The 19,056-nt window shown below is 65.3% G+C and carries 20 protein-coding genes; 4 read left to right on the top strand and 16 right to left on the bottom strand.

The window, feature by feature from the left end; translation table 11 throughout:
• Positions 1–16: 16 nt before the first annotated feature.
• The 11 genes from P7C00_RS03730 to cbiE all read right to left on the bottom strand — a co-directional run bounded on the left by P7C00_RS03730 (position 17) and on the right by cbiE (position 11,426).
• The gene (locus P7C00_RS03730) at positions 17–2,152 is read right to left on the bottom strand and encodes a TonB-dependent receptor (RefSeq protein ID WP_404938153.1); all 2,136 of its coding nucleotides are present in this window, start codon (positions 2,150–2,152) and stop codon (positions 17–19) included.
• 154 nt (positions 2,153–2,306) lie between these two features.
• Positions 2,307–3,689 carry a PepSY-associated TM helix domain-containing protein gene (locus P7C00_RS03735; RefSeq protein ID WP_404938154.1) on the bottom strand — a complete coding sequence of 461 codons (1,383 nt, stop codon included), beginning with the start codon at positions 3,687–3,689 and terminating at the stop codon, positions 2,307–2,309.
• Positions 3,690–3,788: 99 nt separating this feature from the next.
• The gene (locus tag P7C00_RS03740) at positions 3,789–5,921 is read right to left on the bottom strand and encodes a TonB-dependent copper receptor (RefSeq protein ID WP_346634614.1); all 2,133 of its coding nucleotides are present in this window, start codon (positions 5,919–5,921) and stop codon (positions 3,789–3,791) included.
• Positions 5,922–6,009: 88 nt separating this feature from the next.
• Positions 6,010–6,363, bottom strand: coding sequence for a DUF2946 domain-containing protein (locus P7C00_RS03745; protein ID WP_404939903.1), 354 nt, complete (start codon positions 6,361–6,363; stop codon positions 6,010–6,012).
• A gap of 111 nt (positions 6,364–6,474) precedes the next feature.
• On the bottom strand, positions 6,475–6,969 hold the full coding sequence (locus P7C00_RS03750; protein ID WP_123723457.1) for a copper chaperone PCu(A)C: 495 nt from the start codon (positions 6,967–6,969) through the stop codon (positions 6,475–6,477).
• Between the two features lie 49 nt (positions 6,970–7,018).
• Positions 7,019–7,417 (bottom strand): DUF2946 domain-containing protein, encoded by a 399-nt coding sequence (locus P7C00_RS03755; RefSeq protein WP_346634616.1) that lies wholly within the window; start codon positions 7,415–7,417, stop codon positions 7,019–7,021.
• A gap of 99 nt (positions 7,418–7,516) precedes the next feature.
• Complete coding sequence (locus P7C00_RS03760; RefSeq protein ID WP_404938155.1) at positions 7,517–7,807, bottom strand: addiction module antidote protein; 291 nt, start codon at positions 7,805–7,807, stop codon at positions 7,517–7,519.
• A 3-nt stretch (positions 7,808–7,810) separates the two neighbouring features.
• A complete protein-coding gene (locus P7C00_RS03765) occupies positions 7,811–8,113 on the bottom strand; it encodes a type II toxin-antitoxin system RelE/ParE family toxin (RefSeq protein ID WP_404938156.1) in 303 nt (100 codons plus the stop codon).
• 182 nt (positions 8,114–8,295) lie between these two features.
• On the bottom strand, positions 8,296–9,024 hold the full coding sequence (locus P7C00_RS03770; RefSeq protein WP_174395751.1) for a cobalt-precorrin-6A reductase: 729 nt from the start codon (positions 9,022–9,024) through the stop codon (positions 8,296–8,298).
• Positions 9,021–10,118 carry a cobalt-precorrin-5B (C(1))-methyltransferase gene (locus P7C00_RS03775; protein ID WP_346634618.1) on the bottom strand — a complete coding sequence of 366 codons (1,098 nt, stop codon included), beginning with the start codon at positions 10,116–10,118 and terminating at the stop codon, positions 9,021–9,023. The genes P7C00_RS03770 and P7C00_RS03775 overlap by 4 nt, the downstream gene beginning before the upstream one ends.
• 93 nt (positions 10,119–10,211) lie before the next feature.
• Entirely contained in the window at positions 10,212–11,426 is a 1,215-nt protein-coding gene (gene cbiE / locus P7C00_RS03780) for a precorrin-6y C5,15-methyltransferase (decarboxylating) subunit CbiE (protein ID WP_346634619.1), read from the bottom strand.
• Between the two features lie 131 nt (positions 11,427–11,557).
• On the opposite strand from cbiE, the gene cobG reads away from it, so the two are divergent.
• Genes cobG through cobJ form a run of 4 tightly spaced genes read left to right on the top strand, consistent with a single transcriptional unit; the run spans position 11,558 to position 15,942 of the window.
• A complete protein-coding gene (gene cobG, locus P7C00_RS03785) occupies positions 11,558–12,871 on the top strand; it encodes a precorrin-3B synthase (RefSeq protein ID WP_404938157.1) in 1,314 nt (437 codons plus the stop codon).
• The gene (locus P7C00_RS03790) at positions 12,864–13,490 is read left to right on the top strand and encodes a precorrin-8X methylmutase (RefSeq protein WP_102862983.1); all 627 of its coding nucleotides are present in this window, start codon (positions 12,864–12,866) and stop codon (positions 13,488–13,490) included. Before cobG ends, P7C00_RS03790 begins: the two co-directional genes overlap by 8 nt.
• Positions 13,490–14,221 carry a precorrin-2 C(20)-methyltransferase gene (locus tag P7C00_RS03795; protein WP_346634627.1) on the top strand — a complete coding sequence of 244 codons (732 nt, stop codon included), beginning with the start codon at positions 13,490–13,492 and terminating at the stop codon, positions 14,219–14,221. Before P7C00_RS03790 ends, P7C00_RS03795 begins: the two co-directional genes overlap by 1 nt.
• Positions 14,221–15,942 carry a precorrin-3B C(17)-methyltransferase gene (gene cobJ / locus P7C00_RS03800; protein ID WP_346634621.1) on the top strand — a complete coding sequence of 574 codons (1,722 nt, stop codon included), beginning with the start codon at positions 14,221–14,223 and terminating at the stop codon, positions 15,940–15,942. The genes P7C00_RS03795 and cobJ overlap by 1 nt, the downstream gene beginning before the upstream one ends.
• 74 nt (positions 15,943–16,016) lie before the next feature.
• Here cobJ and P7C00_RS03805 read toward each other — a convergent pair whose 3' ends face one another.
• Genes P7C00_RS03805 through P7C00_RS03825 form a run of 5 tightly spaced genes read right to left on the bottom strand, consistent with a single transcriptional unit; the run spans position 16,017 to position 18,992 of the window.
• Positions 16,017–16,460, bottom strand: a complete 444-nt coding sequence (locus P7C00_RS03805; protein ID WP_346636319.1) for an SMI1/KNR4 family protein — start codon at positions 16,458–16,460, stop codon at positions 16,017–16,019.
• Entirely contained in the window at positions 16,457–17,002 is a 546-nt protein-coding gene (locus P7C00_RS03810) for a CPCC family cysteine-rich protein (protein ID WP_404938158.1), read from the bottom strand. The genes P7C00_RS03805 and P7C00_RS03810 overlap by 4 nt, the downstream gene beginning before the upstream one ends.
• A 26-nt stretch (positions 17,003–17,028) precedes the next feature.
• Positions 17,029–17,481, bottom strand: coding sequence for a hypothetical protein (locus P7C00_RS03815; protein WP_346636317.1), 453 nt, complete (start codon positions 17,479–17,481; stop codon positions 17,029–17,031).
• Positions 17,482–17,513: 32 nt separating this feature from the next.
• Entirely contained in the window at positions 17,514–18,188 is a 675-nt protein-coding gene (locus tag P7C00_RS03820; protein ID WP_404938159.1) for a hypothetical protein, read from the bottom strand.
• Between the two features lie 3 nt (positions 18,189–18,191).
• Positions 18,192–18,992 carry a hypothetical protein gene (locus tag P7C00_RS03825; protein ID WP_404938160.1) on the bottom strand — a complete coding sequence of 267 codons (801 nt, stop codon included), beginning with the start codon at positions 18,990–18,992 and terminating at the stop codon, positions 18,192–18,194.
• Positions 18,993–19,056: the final 64 nt, after the last annotated feature.

Below are 19,056 nucleotides of genomic sequence, written 5' to 3' on the forward strand. Positions count from 1 at the left end.
GTAGCGTCAGGAGGGGTTAGAAGGTGTAGTCAGCGGTGACGAAGAACGAGCGTGGCTCGCCGAGTATCCATTGCTGGCCGTCATTGTATTGGCTTTGTGCGTACTGGCGGTCAAACAGGTTGTTCAATTGCAGGCCCAGAGTGGTGTTGGGCAGTGCTTTCCACGACAGGTTGGCATCGACCACGGTGTAGCTGGGCAACTCATTGCGGTTGGCCATGTCGGCGTAGCGTGCGTCCACGTAGCGCACCCCGGCGCCGGCCCGCAGGTCATCGTTGATGGCTTTGCTCAGCCACAGGTTGGCCGTGCGGCGCGGCACGTCCACCGGGCGATTGCCGTCGCGGGAGACTTGCACGCCGTTGACGTCCTGCTGGAAGTCGTCGTACTGGGCGCGAACGATGGCGGCGTTGGCTTGCAGTTGCCAGGCGTGGGGCAGTTGCAGGTCCAGGCTGGCTTCCAGGCCGTTGGAGGATTGTTGGCCCACTTGCTGTTTCTGGTTCGGTTCGCCTGGAACATCGGTCAACAGCTTCTTCTTGACGATGTGGTAGGCGGCCAACGTCCATTCGCCACGCTGGTCCCAGAACGCCTGCTTGAGACCGATCTCGCTCTGCTTGGCGCTGGACAGGTCGAACTGCTGCTGGCTCTTGCTCAGGGAAATCAGTCCGCCGACGCCGTCGGTGCTGGTGGAGTACTGACCGTAGAGGGAGGTGTCCGGAGTGACGGCGAACACCAGCCCGGCCTTCCAGTTATTGCCGGTCAGGGTCTTGTCGCTCTGGCTGCCGTCCTTCAAGTCATCGCGATCGATATGTGCGTAGTCGCGGCGCACACCGGTCACCAGGGACCAGCGCTCGCTGAGCTGCAGGCGGTTTTCCGCGAACACCGACATCTGCTTGGTGGTGGTCTTGAATTGATCGCGGTAAGGGCTGTTGCTGGCGAAGTCGCCTGGGGCCGGATGGTACAGATCCACCGGCTGACCGTTGCTCACGCTGTCTGTGAAGGGCGAGTTGCTCTTCATGTGGAAGCGGATGCGGTTGTAGTCGACGCCGGTCAGGGTCTGGCTGTCGAGGCCGAACAGCGAGTGCTTGAAGGTGAAGGTCTGACGGTCACCGAGCTGTTCCTGCTGGTGGCCGATACCGTAGTTGCCGCTGCGGGTCAGTTGCCGGTCCAGGGTGTTGAAGTTGTAGTTCTCGGCGTTCTGCCAACGGCGCTGGGCCTTGAGGTAATACAGCTCGTTGCTGGCACTGATCTGGTCGGAAATCTGCCATTCGCTGGTCAGGCGGGTCCACTGGTCGTTGTAGTGCTGCTGGTCGTTGCGCACGTTGTAGTTCTTGTCACGCAGGCTTTTGTGGAAACGCCCGTCGATCAGCGGCGTGCCGAAGTAGTTCATCGGGTTCTGGTCGCCGTAGTCGTGGGCCAGGGTAAAGGCCAGGTCATCACGGGCCTGCCAGCGCAGGGCGGCGCTGATGAAATCGCCAGAGGAGTCGCCACGGTCGACCCAGCCGTTGCTGCGCTCGCGGTTGAGGTTGAGCCGGTAGCTCAAGGTGTCGCTCAGGGAGCCGCCGCTGTCCAGGGCCTGCTGCTGGCGATCGAAGGAGCCGTAGCCCAGGCGCAGGTGGTTTTCGATCGCGCCGCTGAAGGGTTTTTTCGCCACGGTATTGATCACCGCGCCGGTGGCGCCTTCGCCATACAGCACCGAGGCCGGGCCGCGCAGCACGTCGACCCGCTCCACCGCCCAGGTGTCCACCGGGAAGGTCACGGTGCCCATGCCGGTGTACATGCGGTTGCCGTCATACAGCTGCATCACCGAACTCTGCCCGGTGAAACCCCGTGCCGACAACGAAGTGCCACCGTCGCCCGGTGTGCCGGTGCGGCTGATGCCGACACTGCGGGAGACCGCGTCCTGAATGCTGCGCTCACCCCGGGCGCGAATCCGTTCGCCGCTCAGGCTGTCGGTGCTGGCCGGAGTTTCCAGGGCGCTGAGGCCCAAGCGCGAACCGGCGCTGGTGGGGGTCTTCAGGCTGACGCTGTCGTCGGCCTCGCTGGCCGGAGCCGAAATGGTGCCGGTGGGCAGGGTCAGGGAAGCGGCGGAATCATTCGCCTGGGCCAGGGAAGGCAAGGCCATCAGGCAAAGGCTGGGCAGCAAGTATTTGTTCATCGGGACGGTGAATCACTTCTTCGAGAGGGTTGCCCGCAGTGGGGGACTGCGGGCAGGGATCTTACACTTTAGTGTTATAAAGTAACATTATAACTGTGCACGGCTAAAGCGCCGAGATTCTACAGAGCCCTCTGGAACGCGCATCTCGGCTGATTCATGTTGAAGATGAAGCAGATTCAGGCCCGCGGTTGAAGCGTGAGAGCAGCAGGCGATCGAGCAGCCACACCACAATCAGCGAGGCCCCGACCAAAGGAAACGCCAGGGCCAGCAGCGCCATGATCAACATCGCGGTTTTCCATTTCGGCAGGTCGTGGCGCAGTGGGGGCACGCCGAGTCGGCCCTGGGGGCGACGCTTCCACCACATGACGATGCCGCTCACGGCGCTGAGCAGGATCATCAGGCACACCACCAGCACCAGGATCTGGTTGAAGCGGCCGAACATCTTGCCTTCGTGCAGCATCACCCCAAGCTCCGTGGCCCGGGCCACGTTGCTGTAATGCTGCCAGCGTACGTCGGCCAGGACCTTGCCGCTGTACTGGTCAACATGCAGGGTGGCATCGTTGCGCGGGTCGTCGGCGAACACCGCGATGGTGAATACGCCCGTGGCAGTGCTCGGCAGAGTGATGCTGTAGCCCGCCTCGACCTGACGCTGGCGAGCGATATCCTGCACCGCTTGCAGGCTGATGGACGGCGCTGCCGGCGCCGCGTCCGCGGCGTTGTGGGCCATGTGCTCGGCGTGGTCGCCGGACATCGGCATCGGGGTGTTTTCCAGGGCCCAGGGCACGGTCTGGCGCGTGGCGCTGTTGAGCTCCCGGGCCTGCTGGTCGGAGGTCGGCACGTTGTTCCACATGGCTGCCGGGAAGCGGTTCCACAGGTCGGCGTACTGCTTGCCCCAGAAGCCGGTCCAGGTCATGCCGCTGAGCAGCATCAGCAGCAGAAAGGCCGCGCCCCAGAAGCCCAGCACGCTGTGCAGATCGCGCCAGAACAGCCGGCCGCGGGCGCTGAAACGGGGCCACAGCACGCCCGCCGAAGACGGGCCCCGAGGCCACCACAGGTACAGGCCCGAGATCACCAGGACGATGCCCCAACCGGCGGCCAGTTCCACCAGCCGGTCACCGACGGTGCCGATCATCAGCTCGCCGTGAATGGCCCGAGCCACGGCCTGCAGGTTGGCCTTGGCATCCTGCTCGCCGAGCACGTCACCGTGGTAGGGGTCGATGAACACGTTGAGTTCGTGGCCGGCATCCTGCACCACGAACTGCGCGCTGCGTTCGCTATCCAGGGGCGGCAGGTATTGTTTGACATGGCCTTGGGGGTAGGCCGCTTGCACCCGTTGCAGCAGCTCATCGGCGCTCAGGCTGTGATGGCCCGGGGGAACGTTGAGCAGGCTGCCGTACATCAACGGGTCCAGCTGTGGCTTGAACAGGTAGACGATGCCGGTCAGGGCCAGCATCACCATGAAAGGAGCAACGAACAGCCCGGCGTAGAAATGCCAGCGCCAGGCCAGGTTGTAGAAAGACACTTTGGGTCGATTCATCGGGGAACGCTCCGCAGGGCTGTGGATCTTTTCTTATGGGGGCTGTTCGCTGGCAAGCCAGCTCCTACGACGAGGAGCCGGCGTGCCGGCGAAGACGGATCAGAAGCTCAGGTCGACCTTGGTCCAGAGGGTGCGCCCTGGTTCCTTGATCGCCTGGGGATCATTGGCCGGGTAGCCGAAGCCGGCGTTGCCCGCCAGGTTCAGGTGTTCGGCGTAGGCCTTGCCGAACAGGTTGTCGACCCCGGTGCTGAGCTTGAGGTTCTTGGTGACCCGGTAGGCGCCGTTGAGGGAGAACACGCCGAAGCCACCGCTCTTGCCGAAGTCCTTGCCGACCACGTTGCCCTTGTTCAGGTCAACGCGGTTTTGCGCTGCCACCACCCGCCACAAGGCCCCGGCGCTCCAGTTGTCCTCGCTGTAGGTCAGGCCGAAGCGCGCATCCAGCGGCGGCATCTGCGGCAGGGCCTTGCCGTCGCTGCTGTTCTTGCCCCAGGCGTAGGCCAGGGTCGCATCGGCTTTCCAGTTGGAGGTCAGTTTGTAGGCCGCGCCCAGTTCGCCGCCCATGATCCGTGCGTCGATGTTCTCGGCCCGGGACATGTTCATGCCCATCATCATGGAGCTGTAGTCGAAGAGGATGTAGTCGCGCACCTGGCCGATGTAGCCCGAGGCCCAGGCTTCCAGGTCTTCATCCTGGTATTGCAGGCCGAAGTCCAATTGGGTGGTCTTTTCCGGCTTGATCGAATCGAAGGCGTTCACCGAGCCTGCCGGACCCATTTTCGGCGAGAACAGCTCCCAGTAGTCGGGGAAGCGCTGAGTGTGGCCAAGGCCGACATAGAGGGTGGTCGGGCTGTCGGCCAGGTCATGCTCGTAACGCACGAAGCCGCTGGGCAGGGTGTCGGCCCGGGTATCGCCGGCAGTGGGGTTGGGGCGGCTCATCATTCCCGAGCCGGTGCGCTCGCGATAGTCCTTGGCCGAGGCGCGGTCGAGGCGGGCCCCGGTGATCAGGCGGTCGCGCTCGGCGGCGTACCAGGTCAGTTCGCCGAAGGCGCCGTAGTTGTGGAAGTCGGCGTCCTTGGTACGAGGCAGCTGCTTGTAGGTATCGATACCGCCGCTGGCGCGGTTGCGGTGTTCGTTGGTCTGGGCATCCAGGCCGCCGATCAACTGCAGGTCGGCCCAGCGCCAGGTGGCCTTGATCCGTGCACCGAGGGTGCGACGGTCGACATTGGAGGCCATGGGGCCGGCCATCATGCCGGTGCCGGACGGGGTGCGCAGGCTGTAGTTGTCCATCACGTGGTCGGCGTAGTTGTAGTAGACCTGGGCCTCGACCTTGTCCAGGACCTCGCCGATGTTGGATTTTTCGAAACGCAGGCCCAGGCTTTCGCGCTTGAACTGCGAGCCGTCCATGCCACGGCCAGCGTAGCGGGCTTCGCCGTCGCCCTTGCCGGCGGTGAGCTCCAGCAAGGTGTCGGCGTCCGGGGTCCAGCCCAGCGCCACGTCACCGTTCCACTTGTCGTAGCGCGAGGCCACGGTGTCGTTGTTGCCGTCCTTGTAGTCGTCGGCGTGGGCGGTGTTGCCGATCACTCGCACATACCCCAGGGGGCCGCCGGCGGCAGCATCCAGGGTCTTGTCGAAGCGGCCGTTGGAGCCCGCCAGCAGGCTGGCGTTGACCCGGGTGCCGAGTTCGCCGAAGTGCTCCGGTTCACGCTCGAAGAGCACCGTGCCGGCCGAGGCGCCCGGGCCCCAGAGTACGGTTTGCGGCCCCTTGATCACGGTCAGGCGATCGTAGGTTTCCGGGGAGATGTAGGAGGTCGGTGCATCCATGCGACCGGGGCAGGCACCGAGCATCATGCCGCCGTTGGTGAGGATGTTCAGGCGCGAGCCGAACATGCCTCGCAGTACCGGGTCGCCGTTGGTGCCGCCATTGCGTACCAGGGCGAAGCCGGGAATGGTCTTCAGGTAGTCGCCGCCGTCACTGGCCGGGACCGGCTGGCGCGGGTCCTTGGGATTGGTGACCACGGTCAGGGGCGAGCTGGGGGCGATGGCGGTGATCACCGTCGGGCTCAATTGCGTGCCGTGTCGGGAGTGGTCCGTCGGAGCCTCGTCGGCTAGGGCCAGGGGTGTCAGCAGCACGCCGCAAAGCACCGCCAGGGCATGGTTGAAACGCAGGCGCGACGGGTTCAGGGCAAAGGGCTTGGATGGCTGGGCAGCGCCCAGGCGAGTGTCAGCAGAAAACATAGAGGTTCCATCGATCGGTCTTGAATGACACGGCCGCAACTACGCGGCTGTCGCGATGACAGTCGGCCGTGTGAGATGAGCTGGAGACTCAGACGAGGATCGGCGGGGCGCGGGTCAGGGCGCCGGGGAACACGGTCTGCCGGGCGTGGCCCAGGCGCGTGGCGGGGATCAGGAAATACGGCGTGGGCGGCGTGAACAGAGCGGCGAACGACAGCGCCGAAGGCAGTGCCGGGCAATTGAACAGCAGGCTGCAATAGCCGCATTTTTCCCAGAGTACGTGTTGTTCACCCTGGGACTTGCCTTGTTGGGCCTGATGCGGGCTTTCACCGTGACAGCCGGGCGCGCCGTCGCCCATGTCCATGGAGATGGACATGTTCATCGGCATCGCGTGATCCATCGGCATCGACTGAGAGATCAGCGGGCCGATAAAGATCATCAGCATGGCGAACAGGCTGATCCAGCTGCCGCGGCGGACTCCCGGGGAGTTGCGACGCGGCGCGGACCGCCTGCGGCCAGGCGCGTGCGGGGCGTTCACGGTAACGAGCCGGTCAGCTTAGTGAGCGTGCTTGGACTCTTGCGTGGCGGCCGGCGGCTGCTTCTGTACGGCCACTTCGACGGTGACATCGCCGGCCTTTTCAAAGTGCAGGGTCAGCGGGAAACGCTTGCCGTCGCTGAGCAGGCTGCGGTCTTTGAGCTCCATCAGCATCACGTGGTAGCCCATGGGGGCGAAGGTCGCCTCGCCGCCGGCGGGCACCGTGACCTTGGCCACTTGCTGCATTTTCATCATGTCGCCTTGCATGACGTGTTCATGCAGTTCGGCCCGACCGGAGATCGGCGAGTCGACACTGAGCAGGGTGTCGGCGTTCTTGCCCGGGTTGTGCACCACGAAGTAAGCGGCGACGGTCGGCGCGTTCGGCGGCAGTTCCTGTGACCAGGGATGGGCGATCTGCAACTCACCGGCCTTGTAGTCGTGGGCGGTGGCGAAACAGGCAGGCAGCAGCAGGGCGGCCAGGAGCAGGGATTGCTTGACCAGGGACGGTTTGGACATGACGGTTCTCCAGAACGATTCAAATACGCAGATCACTTGCGAAAGGGAATCATGCCAGAGGCGGGGCACCGGGGTTCAGGCTGGGCCATTGCTGGCGCGGGGTGAGCATTGCGATCTTCGGTTGCGGCGCGCCCGGCTGGGCGGCGAAACGAATGAAGTTCAGCTGCGGCACATGGCCCGGTAGGGCCACCAGAGGCGCCGAGCCGGAACAGCACCAGCAGTGCTGCATGTTCGAGTGGTCGTCGTTCTGCGGGGCTTTCTGCTCAAGCTTGCCCAGGGAAATGGCCACCATCCTGGTGCCGCTGGAAGAGCAGAAGCTGCCCCACAGCAGTTGTTCGTCCAGCCCCGAATCGTTGCGTTGCATGGCCCCGGAAAGCGGCATGGCAAGCATGTTGAACAGCACTGCGAAGCAGGCGATCCAGGCAAATGCGAGCCGTTGTCGGGACATGGGGACGATCCGTCGGTTGAGCGATCAGGCGGGTATTTAGCCTGATCGCTGTGGATAAGTAAAAAAGCAGCGTATGCGGTGTGGTGTCGCAGTGCCAGTTCAGGCCAGGCTGACGTGAAGCTTGAGTCCCAGTGCTTTCATGACCTTGATGATAGTCGCGAACTCGGGATTGCCCTGGCTGCCCAGGGACTTGTACAGGCTCTCGCGACCCAGGCCGGTGTCGCGGGCCACCTGGGTCATGCCCCGGGCGCGGGCGATGTCGTTGAGCGCGGCGCGGATCAGCACGCCGTCGCCGGCGTCTTCCTCGAAGCAGGCGTCGAGGTAGGCCACCATGTTTTCCGGGGTCTTGAGGTACTCTGCCGCGTCGAAGCGGGTCACTGGGGTACGCATGTTTCAGCCCTCGCTCTTGAGGTCATGGGCCAGCTGCCTGGCGCGTTGGATATCGCGTCTCTGGGTGCTCTTGTCACCGCCGATCAGCAACAGGTAGATCACGGTGTCCCGGCGCGAGAAGTACACCCGGTAGCCGGGGCCGCGATGGATGCACATTTCATAGACACCTTCGCCCACGGGTTCGCAGTCGCCGAAACGGCCCAGTTGCGCCGCCCTGATCCGGGCCAGCACGCGGGTTTTTCCCTGGGGATCTTTTAGGCGTAGCAGCCAATGGGTGAACGCCTGAGTCTGCTCAAAGACGAACATGGTGACTGTATTCCTTGGGATACTGCCTAGCAAGTCATTTGCCAGACTGAAATCGATTGGCGCGACGACCGGCTACTGATGAACCGGTCGCCACTGGATCGTTCCAAGGAGGCTAAAGCACTGCCTTATCGATCGCTGCCAGGGGAATCCCAAGAGTCTGTGGGGCTTGGCGTCTTTGTCTGTCAGGCGTGAGGCAGTTGCCCCAGGGCGCTCAGTACCTCGGCTACGCTGGCAAATTGGCGGTCGACCTCGGGCAACTCGGGACGCTTGAGCACCAGCACCGGTATGCCCCGCTCGCGGGCCACTTCCAGTTTGGGTTCGGTGGCGCTGCTGCCGCTGTTCTTGCTGATCAGCACGTCGATCTGCCGACGCACGAACAGCGCCCGTTCGTCTTCGATCAGGAACGGCCCGCGGGCCCCGATCACTTCACAGCGCGGGTTGCCCGGGTAGGCGTCCAGGGCGCGTAGGGTCCAGAACTGGCCGGCCGGAATTTCTTCCAGATGCTGCAAGGGTTCGCGACCCAGAGTGAACAAGGGTCGCTTGAAGGGTTCCAAGGCCTGCACCAAGTGCGGCCAATCCGTGATCTCGCGCCAGTCATCCCCGGGCTGCGGTTGCCACGCCGGACGCCGCAAGGCCCAGCAGGCAATCCCGGTCAGTTGCGCGGCAGCTTGTGCATTGGCGCTGATCTGTGCCGCGTAAGGGTGGGTGGCATCCAGCAGCAGGCCGATGCGCTCTTCGCGGATAAAGCGTGCCAGCCCCTCGGCACCGCCATAGCCGCCGACTCGTACCTGGCAGTTCAGGTCGGTGGGCACCCGGCCTACTCCGGCCAGGCTGTAGATATGTGTTGGGCCCAGGGTGCGGGCGATGGCCAGGGCCTCGGTGACCCCGCCCAGTAGCAGGATACGGGTCATTGCCAGGCTCCGGCGTGGCCGACGATGCCGCCCTGGCGATCGATGGCGAAGACTTCCACCTGGACTTGAGCGGGCACCACGCTGCGGGCGAAGTCCAGGGCGTGCTGGCACACCACGTCCCCCAGGGTGACCCCCGCGGCGCTGGCCATGGCCAGCGCCTGCTGGCTGGTATTGGCCTCGCGGATGGCCTGTTGCAGCGCCGGATCGGCACCCGCATCGGCGGCCCATTGCGCCAGTTGCGGCAGGTCGATGCTGGAGTGGCGGCTGTGCAAGTCCATGTGCCCGGCGGCCAGTTTGCTGATCTTGCCGAAGCCGCCGCACAGGCTGAGTTTATCCACAGGTACTTTGCGCAAGTGCTTGAGCACCGCGCCGACGAAGTCGCCCATTTCGATCAGGGCGATTTCCGGCAGCTCATAGACCCGGCGCATGGTGTCCTCGCTGGCGTTGCCGGTGCAGGCGGCGATGTGCAGGTAGCCATTGGTCTTGGCCACGTCGATGCCTTGGTGGATCGAGGCGATGTAGGCGGCGCAGGAGAAGGGCCGGACAATGCCGCTGGTGCCCAGGATCGACAGCCCGCCAAGAATCCCCAGGCGCGGGTTCATGGTTTTCAGGGCCAGTTCCGCTCCGCCCTCGACGTTCACCGTGACTTCGAACCCGCCGGGGTAGGCCTGCTCCTCGGCGAGCCGTTGCAAGTGCTCGCCGATCATCCGGCGCGGCACGGGATTGATCGCCGGCTCGCCCACTGCCAGCACCAGCCCGGGGCGGGTCACGGTGCCCACGCCCTGGCCGGCGATAAAGCGGATTCCCGGCTCGGGAGTCAGGCGCACCTGGGAGTAGAGCAGGGCGCCGTGGGTCACGTCCGGGTCGTCGCCGGCATCCTTGAGGGTTCCGGCCTCTGCGCCGTCGCGGGTACGGCGGCAGAACTCCAGGCGCATCTGCACCTGTTTACCCTTGGGCAGGACGATATCCACCGCGTCCGCGTTGACGCCCCCCAGGAGCAGGCGAGCGGCGGCCAGGCTGGTGGCCGTGGCGCAGCTGCCGGTGGTCAGGCCGCTGCGCAGGGGCGCGGGTTGTTCCGCTGTTTCTTCACGCATGCCCCAGCCCTCGTAGGAGCGAGCTTGCTCGCGAAGGGCGCGCTGCGGTCTCTTGGGTGGGCGCTTTCGCGGGCAAGCCCGCTCCTGCAAGGTTCATGGCAGGTCCCGGGGTTTGTGCAGGTCCAGCAGGGTGATCGGCAGGGCCTGGCGCCAGGTGTCGAACTCCCCCAGGGGTTGGGCCTGGGCGATATGGATGCGGGTCAGTTCACCGCCGTGCTGGTCGCGCCAGTGCATCAGGGTCATTTCACTTTGCAGGGTCACCGCGTTGGCCACCAGGCGCCCACCGGGCTTGAGCTGCTCCCAGCAAGTCTGTAATACGCCTTCGCGGGTCACGCCACCGCCGATGAACACCGCATCCGGACGCTCCAGTCCGGCCAGGGCCTGGGGGGCGCTGCCGCGAATCAGTTGCAGCCCGGGTACCCCGAGTACGTCGCGGTTGTGTTCGATCAACTGCTGGCGGCCGTCATCGGCTTCGATGGCCAGGGCCCGGCAACTGGGGTGGGCACGCATCCATTCGATACCGATGGAGCCGCTACCGGCCCCCACATCCCAGAGCAGTTCACCGGGCACGGGCGCCAGGCGGGCCAGGGTGATGGCGCGCACGTCCCGCTTGGTCAACTGGCCGTCATGACGGAAAGCCGAGTCCGGCAGGCCGGCCAGACGGGACAGTTGCGGCGTATCGGCGGCCGCGCGACATTCGATGGCCAGCAGGTTGAGGTCGGCGATCGCCGGATCGCTCCATTCATCGGCAGTGCTGTCCAGGCGTCGCTCCAAGGGGCCGCCCAGGTGCTCCAGTACGGTGATCCGGCTCGGGCCGAAGCCGCGCTCGCGCAGCAGTCCGGCGATGGTGGCCGGGCTGTGGCGGTCATTGCTCAGCACCAGCAGGCGCACGCCGCTGAACAGTTGGGCATTGAGAGCGGCAATCGGCCGCGCCACCACCGACAGCGTGACCACCTCCTGCAGGGCCCAGCCCAGGCGTGCGGCGGCCAGGGAATAGGCGGAGGGGAAGGGCAGCACCTGCAGCTCCTCGGCCGGCAGTTGCCGGGCCAGACTGGCACCGACGCCGAACAGCATAGGATCGCCGCTAGCCAGCACGCAGACCGGCGTCCCGCGCTGGCTCAGCACCGGCTCCAGTGAGAACGGGCTGGGCCACAACTGGCGTTCACCACGGATGCATGCCGGCAGCAGATCCAGCTGGCGCTGGCCGCCGATGATCCGTGAAGCACCCAGCAGGGCATGGCGGGCGTTCCTGCCCAGGCCCTTGAAGCCGTCTTCACCGATTCCCACTACTGTCAGCCAGGGCGACATCTATATTCCTCAAACCGAAGGTTCCGACAGGCAGGCTTTTCATGCCTTCGGACAAAGCAGGCATAATACCGCGCCTTCGCTGACGAAGCGCTTTTCCCACACTGCCGGTCACCCCTTTGAACGAACGCCCGATGTCCACCGCCATCCGCCCCTCGGCCTGCCCGGGGTTGCTGCGCATTGTCCCGGCGCTGGACGGTGGCATCTGCCGGATCAAGCTGGCGGGCGGGGCCATCAGTGCAGCCCAGGCAACGGCGGTGGCCGAGGCGGCGCAGGCTTATGCCGGCGGTGTGATCGAGGCCACCAACCGCGCCAACCTGCAGATTCGCGGTATTGGCGCCGAGCAGCAGGCGCTGATCGACAAACTGCTGGCGGCCGGCCTGGGACCGACCACCGCCGCCGGTGATGATGTGCGCAACCTGATGCTCAGCCCCAGCGCCGGGATTGATCGGCAAGCGCTGATGGATACCCGGCCCCTGGCCGGGCAGATTCTCGAGACCTTGCAGAGCCACCCGCGCTTGCATGAACTGTCGGCCAAGTTCGCCGTGCAGCTCGATGGCGGCGAAGCCCTGGCCATGCTCGAACATCACCACGATCTGTGGCTGGCAGCCTTTGTGCGGGAGGGGCAGTTGCGGTTGGCCTTTGGCCTGGCGGGCAGCCCTGTGGATAAACCCTTGGCGGCAGTGCCTCAGGAACTGGGTCATGAACTGCTGGTGGCGGTGCTGGAGCTGTTTCTCGAGTTGGCGACGCCCGAGCAGACGCGGATGCGCCACCTGTTGGCGCAGATGCCGGTGGCGGATTTTCTCGCCCATCTGAACCGGCGCCTGAGCCGCCCCTTGTTGAGCCTCGACGGCTGGCAGCGCCCGGCCTCGGTCGCAGGGCTGCACCTGGGAACTTATCCACAGCGTGAAAGCGGTCGGGTCTATGTCGGTGCGGTTGCGCCCCTGGGGCGCCTTGATCCCGTCATGCTCAAGGGCGCTGCGCAACTGGCCGAACAGTACGGCGACGCCAGCCTGCGCTTCACGCCCTGGCAGAGCCTGCTGCTGCCTGGCATTGCCCCCTCGGATGCCCCCGGGGTCACGGCGGGTCTGAGCCAACTGGGCCTGTTGTGCAGCCCTGAACAATCCCTGGCCCACCTGATTGCCTGTACCGGCTCCAGTGGCTGCGGCAAAGCCCTGGCCGACACCAAGGGCGATGCGCTGAAGTTGGCAGCCCTGCTCCAGCGCCATGGCCGCCAGCAGGCGGTGCATTTGTCGGCCTGTTCCCGTTCCTGCGCCGCCGCCCATGTGGCGCCGGCCACCCTGCTGGCGACGGCCCCAGGGCGTTACGACTTGTATTTGCGCGAGGCAGCGCAGCCGGGTTTCGGCACGCTGCACGCACGCAACCTTTCTATTGAAGCGGCAGAGGCACTGCTTGATGCCCGCCCACGGAGCCACCTAGATGATTGATTACATCCGCGACGGTCAGGAGATCTATCGCAACTCCTTCGCGATCATCCGCGAAGAAGCCAAGCTGGATCGCATTCCCGCCGACCTGGAAAAACTCGCGGTACGGGTGATCCACGCCTGCGGCATGGTCGAGGCCATCGACGGCCTGCAGTTCTCCGCGGGCGCCGGCAAGGCCGGGCGTGATGCCCTGGCCGCCGGGGCACCGATCCTCTGCGATGCACGGATGGTCTCTGAAGGCATTACCCGGGCACGCCTGCCGGCCAACAACAAAGTGATCTGCACCCTGCGCGACGACAGCGTCCCGGAGCTGGCCCGGGAGCTGGGCAACACCCGCTCGGCGGCGGCTCTGGAGCTCTGGCGTCCGCACCTGGAAGGCAGCGTCGTGGTGATCGGCAATGCTCCCACAGCACTGTTCTACCTGCTGGAAATGCTCGACGCCGGCGCGCCGAAACCGGCGCTGATCCTCGGCTTCCCAGTGGGCTTCGTCGGCGCCGCCGAATCCAAGGCGATGCTCGCCGCCGACAGCCGCGGCGTGCCCTTCGTGATCATGCAGGGTCGCCTGGGCGGTAGCGCCATGGCGGCCGCCGCCGTCAACGCCCTGGCCACGGAGATCGAATGATGCAGCAACCTGGACGTTTGATCGGCCTTGGCGTGGGGCCTGGTGATCCGGAGCTGATAACCGTGAAGGCTCTGCGCCTGCTGCGCGAGTCGCCGGTGGTGGCCTACTTCGTGGCCAAGGGCAAGAAAGGCAACGCCTTCGGCATCATCGAAGGGCACCTGCAACAGGCCCAGACCCTGCTGCCGCTGGTGTACCCGGTCACCACCGAAGTGCTGCCGGCACCGCTGTCCTACGAACAAGTGATCAGCGATTTCTACGACAGCGCCAGCGCAGAGCTGGCGCTGCATCTGGATGCCGGTCGGGATGTGGCGGTGATCTGCGAAGGCGACCCGTTCTTCTACGGTTCCTACATGTACCTGCACGATCGTCTGGCCGAGCGTTACCAGGCCGAAGTGGTGCCGGGTGTGTGCTCGATGCTGGGCGGCGCTTCGGTGCTGGGCGCGCCCCTGGTGTATCGCAACCAGAGTCTGTCGGTGCTCTCGGGCGTGCTGCCCCATGACGAACTCAAGCGGCGTCTGGCGGACGCCGATGCGGCGGTGGTGATGAAGCTGGGACGCAACTTCCCCAAGGTGCGCCAGGTCCTGGAAGAACTGGGGCTGGCGCAGCGTGCGCTGTACGTCGAGCGCGCCACCATGGCCAACCAGAAGATCGTGCCGCTGGATGAAGTGGAGCCGATGTCCTCGCCGTACTTCTCGCTGATCATAGTGCCCGGCGAAAGGTGGCAAGGCTGATGGCCCGTTCAACTCCGGCCATCGTCATCCTTGGCCAAGGCAGCCTCGACACCGCGCGGCAGATCCAGCGGCTGTATCCCGACTCGTTGATCCACGGTCTGGCGGAACGGGTCGAAGGCGCCGATCGGATCTACCACGAATTCGGTGCCACCCTGCGTCAGCTCTATCAACAGGACACGCCCATCATCGCCCTGTGTGCGGCGGGTATCGTGATCCGGACCCTGGCGCCGCTGCTGCTGGAAAAAGGCGCCGAACCGCCGGTTCTGGCCGTGGCCGAAGACGGCAGCGCCGTGGTGCCGCTGCTGGGCGGCCTTGGCGGCGTCAACGTCATGGCCCGGGAAATCGCGGCGGGCCTTGGAGTGGCCGCGGCCATTACCACCAGTGGTGAACTGCGCTTCGGCACCTGTCTGCTCAACCCGCCCAGCGGTTATGCCCTGGGCGACCTGGAACTGGGCAAGCGTTTCGTCTCCGACCTGCTGGGTGGCGAAAGCGTGCGTATCGAAGGCGCAGCACCCTGGCTGGCCGCAGCGAAGCTGCCCGAGAATGATCAGGCCCGCCTGACCATCCGGGTCGGCTCTGCCGAGCGCGAGCCTGCGGCCAATGAGCTGCTGATCTACCCCCGCAGCGTCCTCATCGCCTGCCGCAGGAACCAGCGTGCTGGCGCCAGCGATACCGACCTCGCCACGCACATCCGCCAGGCCCTGCATCAGGCGCGAATCGCCGTGCAGTCCGTTGCCTGCCTGCTGGCGGCCGACAGCGACATGGCCGACCGCGCCCTGCACCAGGCGGCTGCGCAACTGGGTGTGCCGCTGCGCTTCCTGCCGGCCGCCGGCAGTGTCGCCGAACTGGCACAGCAAGCCGTGCCGCAATTGCTGCCGCCGCTGAAGGTGGGAGACGACATCGCCATCGCCGTGGCCAATCAGCCCCTGGACCCGGAGCAGATCGGCCGTCCTCGCGGACGTCTGGCGGTCATCGGCCTTGGTCCTGGCGCGGCCGAGCTCATGGTGCCGGCGGTCAAGGCCGAACTGGCCCGGGCCAACGACATCCTGGGCTATGAAACCTACGTGCGCATGGCCGGCCCGTTCCGCGCCGATCAGGTGATGCACTGCACTGACAACCGCGAAGAAATGCAGCGCGCCCGCCACGCATTCGAACTGGCGGCCCAGGGCCGTTCGGTGGTGGTGGTGTCGTCCGGCGATCCGGGGGTATTCGCCATGGCGGCCGCGGTCCTGGAAGCCCTGCACGAATCCAGCGATCCGGCCTGGCACCGCGTCGACTTGGAGATCCTCCCTGGCGTCTCCGCCTCCCTGGCCACCGCTGCCCAGGCCGGCGCGCCGCTGGGTCATGATTTCTGCGTGTTGTCACTTTCGGACAACCTCAAGCCCTGGGACATCATCGAGAAGCGCCTGGACCTGGCGTCCCAGGCCGACCTGGCCCTGGCCTTCTACAACCCCATCTCTCGTTCCCGACCCTGGCAACTGGGCCGGGCCCTGGAGATCGTGCGCCAGCACCGCACGCCGCAAACCCCGGTGGTATTGGGTCGAGACATTGGGCGTCCGGGCCAGACCCTGCGGGTCATCACCCTGGGCGAGCTGACCCCGGAGCAGGTGGACATGCGCACCATGGTGCTGGTGGGGTCTTCCACCACCTGCGTGTTCCCCCGGGCCGAGGGCGGCGAGTGGGTGTACACCCCGCGCTGGTACGGCAACAAGCCCTTGTAGGAGCCGGCTTGCCGGCGAAGGCGTCCACCAGAGCCGTGCAAGGCTCAAGGGCCTCTTCGCCGGCAAGCCGGCTCCTACGGGTCGGTGGGTTCGGCGGTCAGCAGCCAGTGGATGAATTCGAAGAAGCTGGCCCATCTGGCCGGGATGCGGCCGGCGATGAAAGCTTCCCGGTCGCCCAGGTCGAAGTCCCAGACGCCGCCGCTGTCCTTGTCCAGCAAGTAGCCGCCTTCGCCTTGCAATGAGGTGAAGGCGACAAATTGCTTTGGCAACTCCCAGACCTCATGGATGAACTCGGTGCCCATGAGGATCTCCTCGGTGGGCTCGGCGATATCCATCAGCACTTCGTAGTTCGCTCGGCTTTCGAAGTCGGCGGGGTGGTAGGCCAGGTAGATCTGTGCGAACTCGCTGTCCAGGGCAATGCCCAGTGTGGTCAGCGCTCGGCTGACCTCTGCGGTGTCGGGGCGCTGGCGGAAACTGGGCTGGGATTCGATCAGGGTGACCAACTGCTGGGGAATCATGGGTGGTCCTTGGTGATGTGTGGCCATTTGTCCAAGGGCAGGCGGCTCTGCTGCTGGGCAAAGTGTTCCCGGGCCTGGCCCAGGGTTTTATGGTTGGGCCCGCTCAGCACATCCAGCGCTTCGCTGCCGTCGTCTTCCCAATGGCACAGCCCGCAGATCTCGTATTCGCCCCGCGCCGAGAGGGTTCGATAACCGCAGCAGGGGCAGGCCTCCAGGCACTCGATGTTCGCGCCGACGGCGAAGTCGCCGAGCCCGGCTTCACGCAGGCAGCGCCTCAGGTACAGGTGAGTCACGCCGCGATATTCGGCGCGCAGGGCGATCAGCAGCAGCGCGTCGTAGAGCGGGTCTTGCGTATCGTCCGGGGGCTCCGGTTGCGAGATGAGTTGTTGCTGCAGGCCGGGTGGCAGTGTCGCGAATTCAAGGTCGTCGCAGTCCATCCCCCACCAGTTCAAGAGATGGCAGGCTCGGGCGGCGACGTCGAGGCCGGGCAGCCTGTGTGTGCTCAGAAGGTCGATGGCGGCGTTGGCGGTGAGTTTTTCCATGGGGCTCGGCTTGTTGAAGGCGCGGTTCAGGGCCAGGTCAGGGTCAGCTGATCGGGCCGCTCGATGGGAACTCGTACCCTGACTCCGGATGTGGATTCGGCACACAGGTACTGGCCCTGGATGTCTACACGGTTGAAGGGGTTGGTCTCACTGAGCACGATCAACCAGATCAGAGTGTCCGAATCCTTTTCCTGCAATGACAGGAAGCCGTCGCCGCCAAAGGCCGCCGTCTCGCCGCCTGTGGCGTAAAAGGGTTGTGGGCCGTCGGCGGAAAATCCCAAGGGCATGACAAAACCGGGCTCATCCTGGCGGGGGTAATCCAAGGCTGGCATCCAGACTTTGTTGATCAGCCGGGGATGTTGGTGGGGCAGGTCGAACAGGCAGTAAAAACCCGTGTTCAGGGTCAGAGTGTTTTCCCGAGGGAAGTATTCGTTCTGCCATTGTTCCTGGATAAAGGCAGCGTCGGCGCTGTAGGGCATGGTGCGGTTCCTGCTCCTGCTGGAAGGGTTTTCTACAGGTTCGAGACTTGTCGGAAACCGGAATTGTAAGCGCATTGCCCGGCGTACTCCGGGCGTGCATCGCAGGCTTTGAGGCAGCCCGATCCCTTGGGGAAGCGTGCCGCCACCGACAGGGCGAAACCATAGGTCGGCGTCGTCACCGCGAAGCTGCTATTGCAGGCCACTTGCGTGCTGTAGGTGAAGGTCATGGCTTCGCGCCGGCCGTTGTGGGCGAAGGCCACCTCGAAGCTGTCGAGGCTGTTCCAGCCCGACAGCGGCAACACCACAAAGCGGTAGTGGGTGCTGTCCAACTGCTGGCCGACGACCCGCAAGGTGTTACTCGCGGAGTCGGCCTTGGGCGAGGGGTAGGGCAGGGCAAGCAACGCCCGTGGGTCACCGACCACGCCCAGCTCGAAGCCGATGCCCTTTTGGTAGAACGGGATCTGCAGCGTCGGTGCGCCTTCGATCTTCACGTACTGGCTGTACGCATAGGGGCCGAAGGTTTCGGGCTTGTAGTCCGGCGCCTTGGCGAAGCTGACCTGAAGCTCCAGCACTGCTTCTGCCGCCTTGGCGTCTTCGGTGCGAATATCGCTGGGTTGCTCGGCACCATGGCTGGCGCAACCGCCCAGCACAATGGCCGCGGTCAGTTGCAGCAGGTGTCGAGTGGGCCCTGGGCGTAAAACGGTCATCACTCAATGCTCCCTCTTCAGAGGGCTGGAGGTCAGCCCCAGGCCTTTGAGTTGCCAGGTTCCTTGCACCTGCTGCCAGCTGAACTGCCGGCCCACCCAATCCACCTGCAAGGCATGATGCAGGCGCCCCTGGTCAATGCGCCGGCCTTCGTCCAGGGCCTTTCGCGCACGGGCGCCGGCTTGGTTGAACAGTGGCCAGAGCTGGCTCAGATTCATCTCCTTGCTGATCGGCAGTTGGGCATACACCCCCTGTTCCGCCGAGCTGAGCAGCAGCCCTTCCTTGCCCAGAAATGCGGCGCTGCGATTGTCCGGCGACACGGACACCAACATGGCGTAGTGGGAGAAACCCCAGCCGGGCAATCGCTCATCGAACCACAGGACTTGCCCGGTGGAGGGCACCAGGGCGCGTGCGCCCTCGGGGAACAGCAGCAGGTCGTTGCGCCCGGGCTGTGGCTGGCCCCAGTCGGGCTCGTCGCGACTTTTGACCGGGCTGAGGATGCGGGCCAGCGGCGTGTCGTTCTGCACCGCGATCAGCACGGTGCCGACCCCCATCCACTCGATGGTGGTGGCCAGCAGTACGGGCTGTCCGCCCTGGGTCGCCCCGGTGGTTTTTACATCGGTGATCTGCCAGGCGTTCAGCGGCCGATAGAGTTGGCCCTTGTAGGTGATTTCCCGGGGGCTGCTGCCGTCCCGGCGGTGGTACACCTTAAAGTCGCCAAAGCGCTCACTGGATTCACTGGTCTGGTTCAGCCAGGCCTCGAGCTTGGCCTGGGGCGATTCGGCTGCCAGCGTCGGGAGGGGCATGAGCAGGAGCCCGGCCAGCAGGCAGGCCAGGCCGCGCCCGATCTGTGCAAGGCACTGGGCGCGC

This window comes from Pseudomonas sp. JDS08PS003 (assembly GCF_045013505.1).
Lineage (GTDB): Bacteria > Pseudomonadota > Gammaproteobacteria > Pseudomonadales > Pseudomonadaceae > Aquipseudomonas > Aquipseudomonas protegens_B.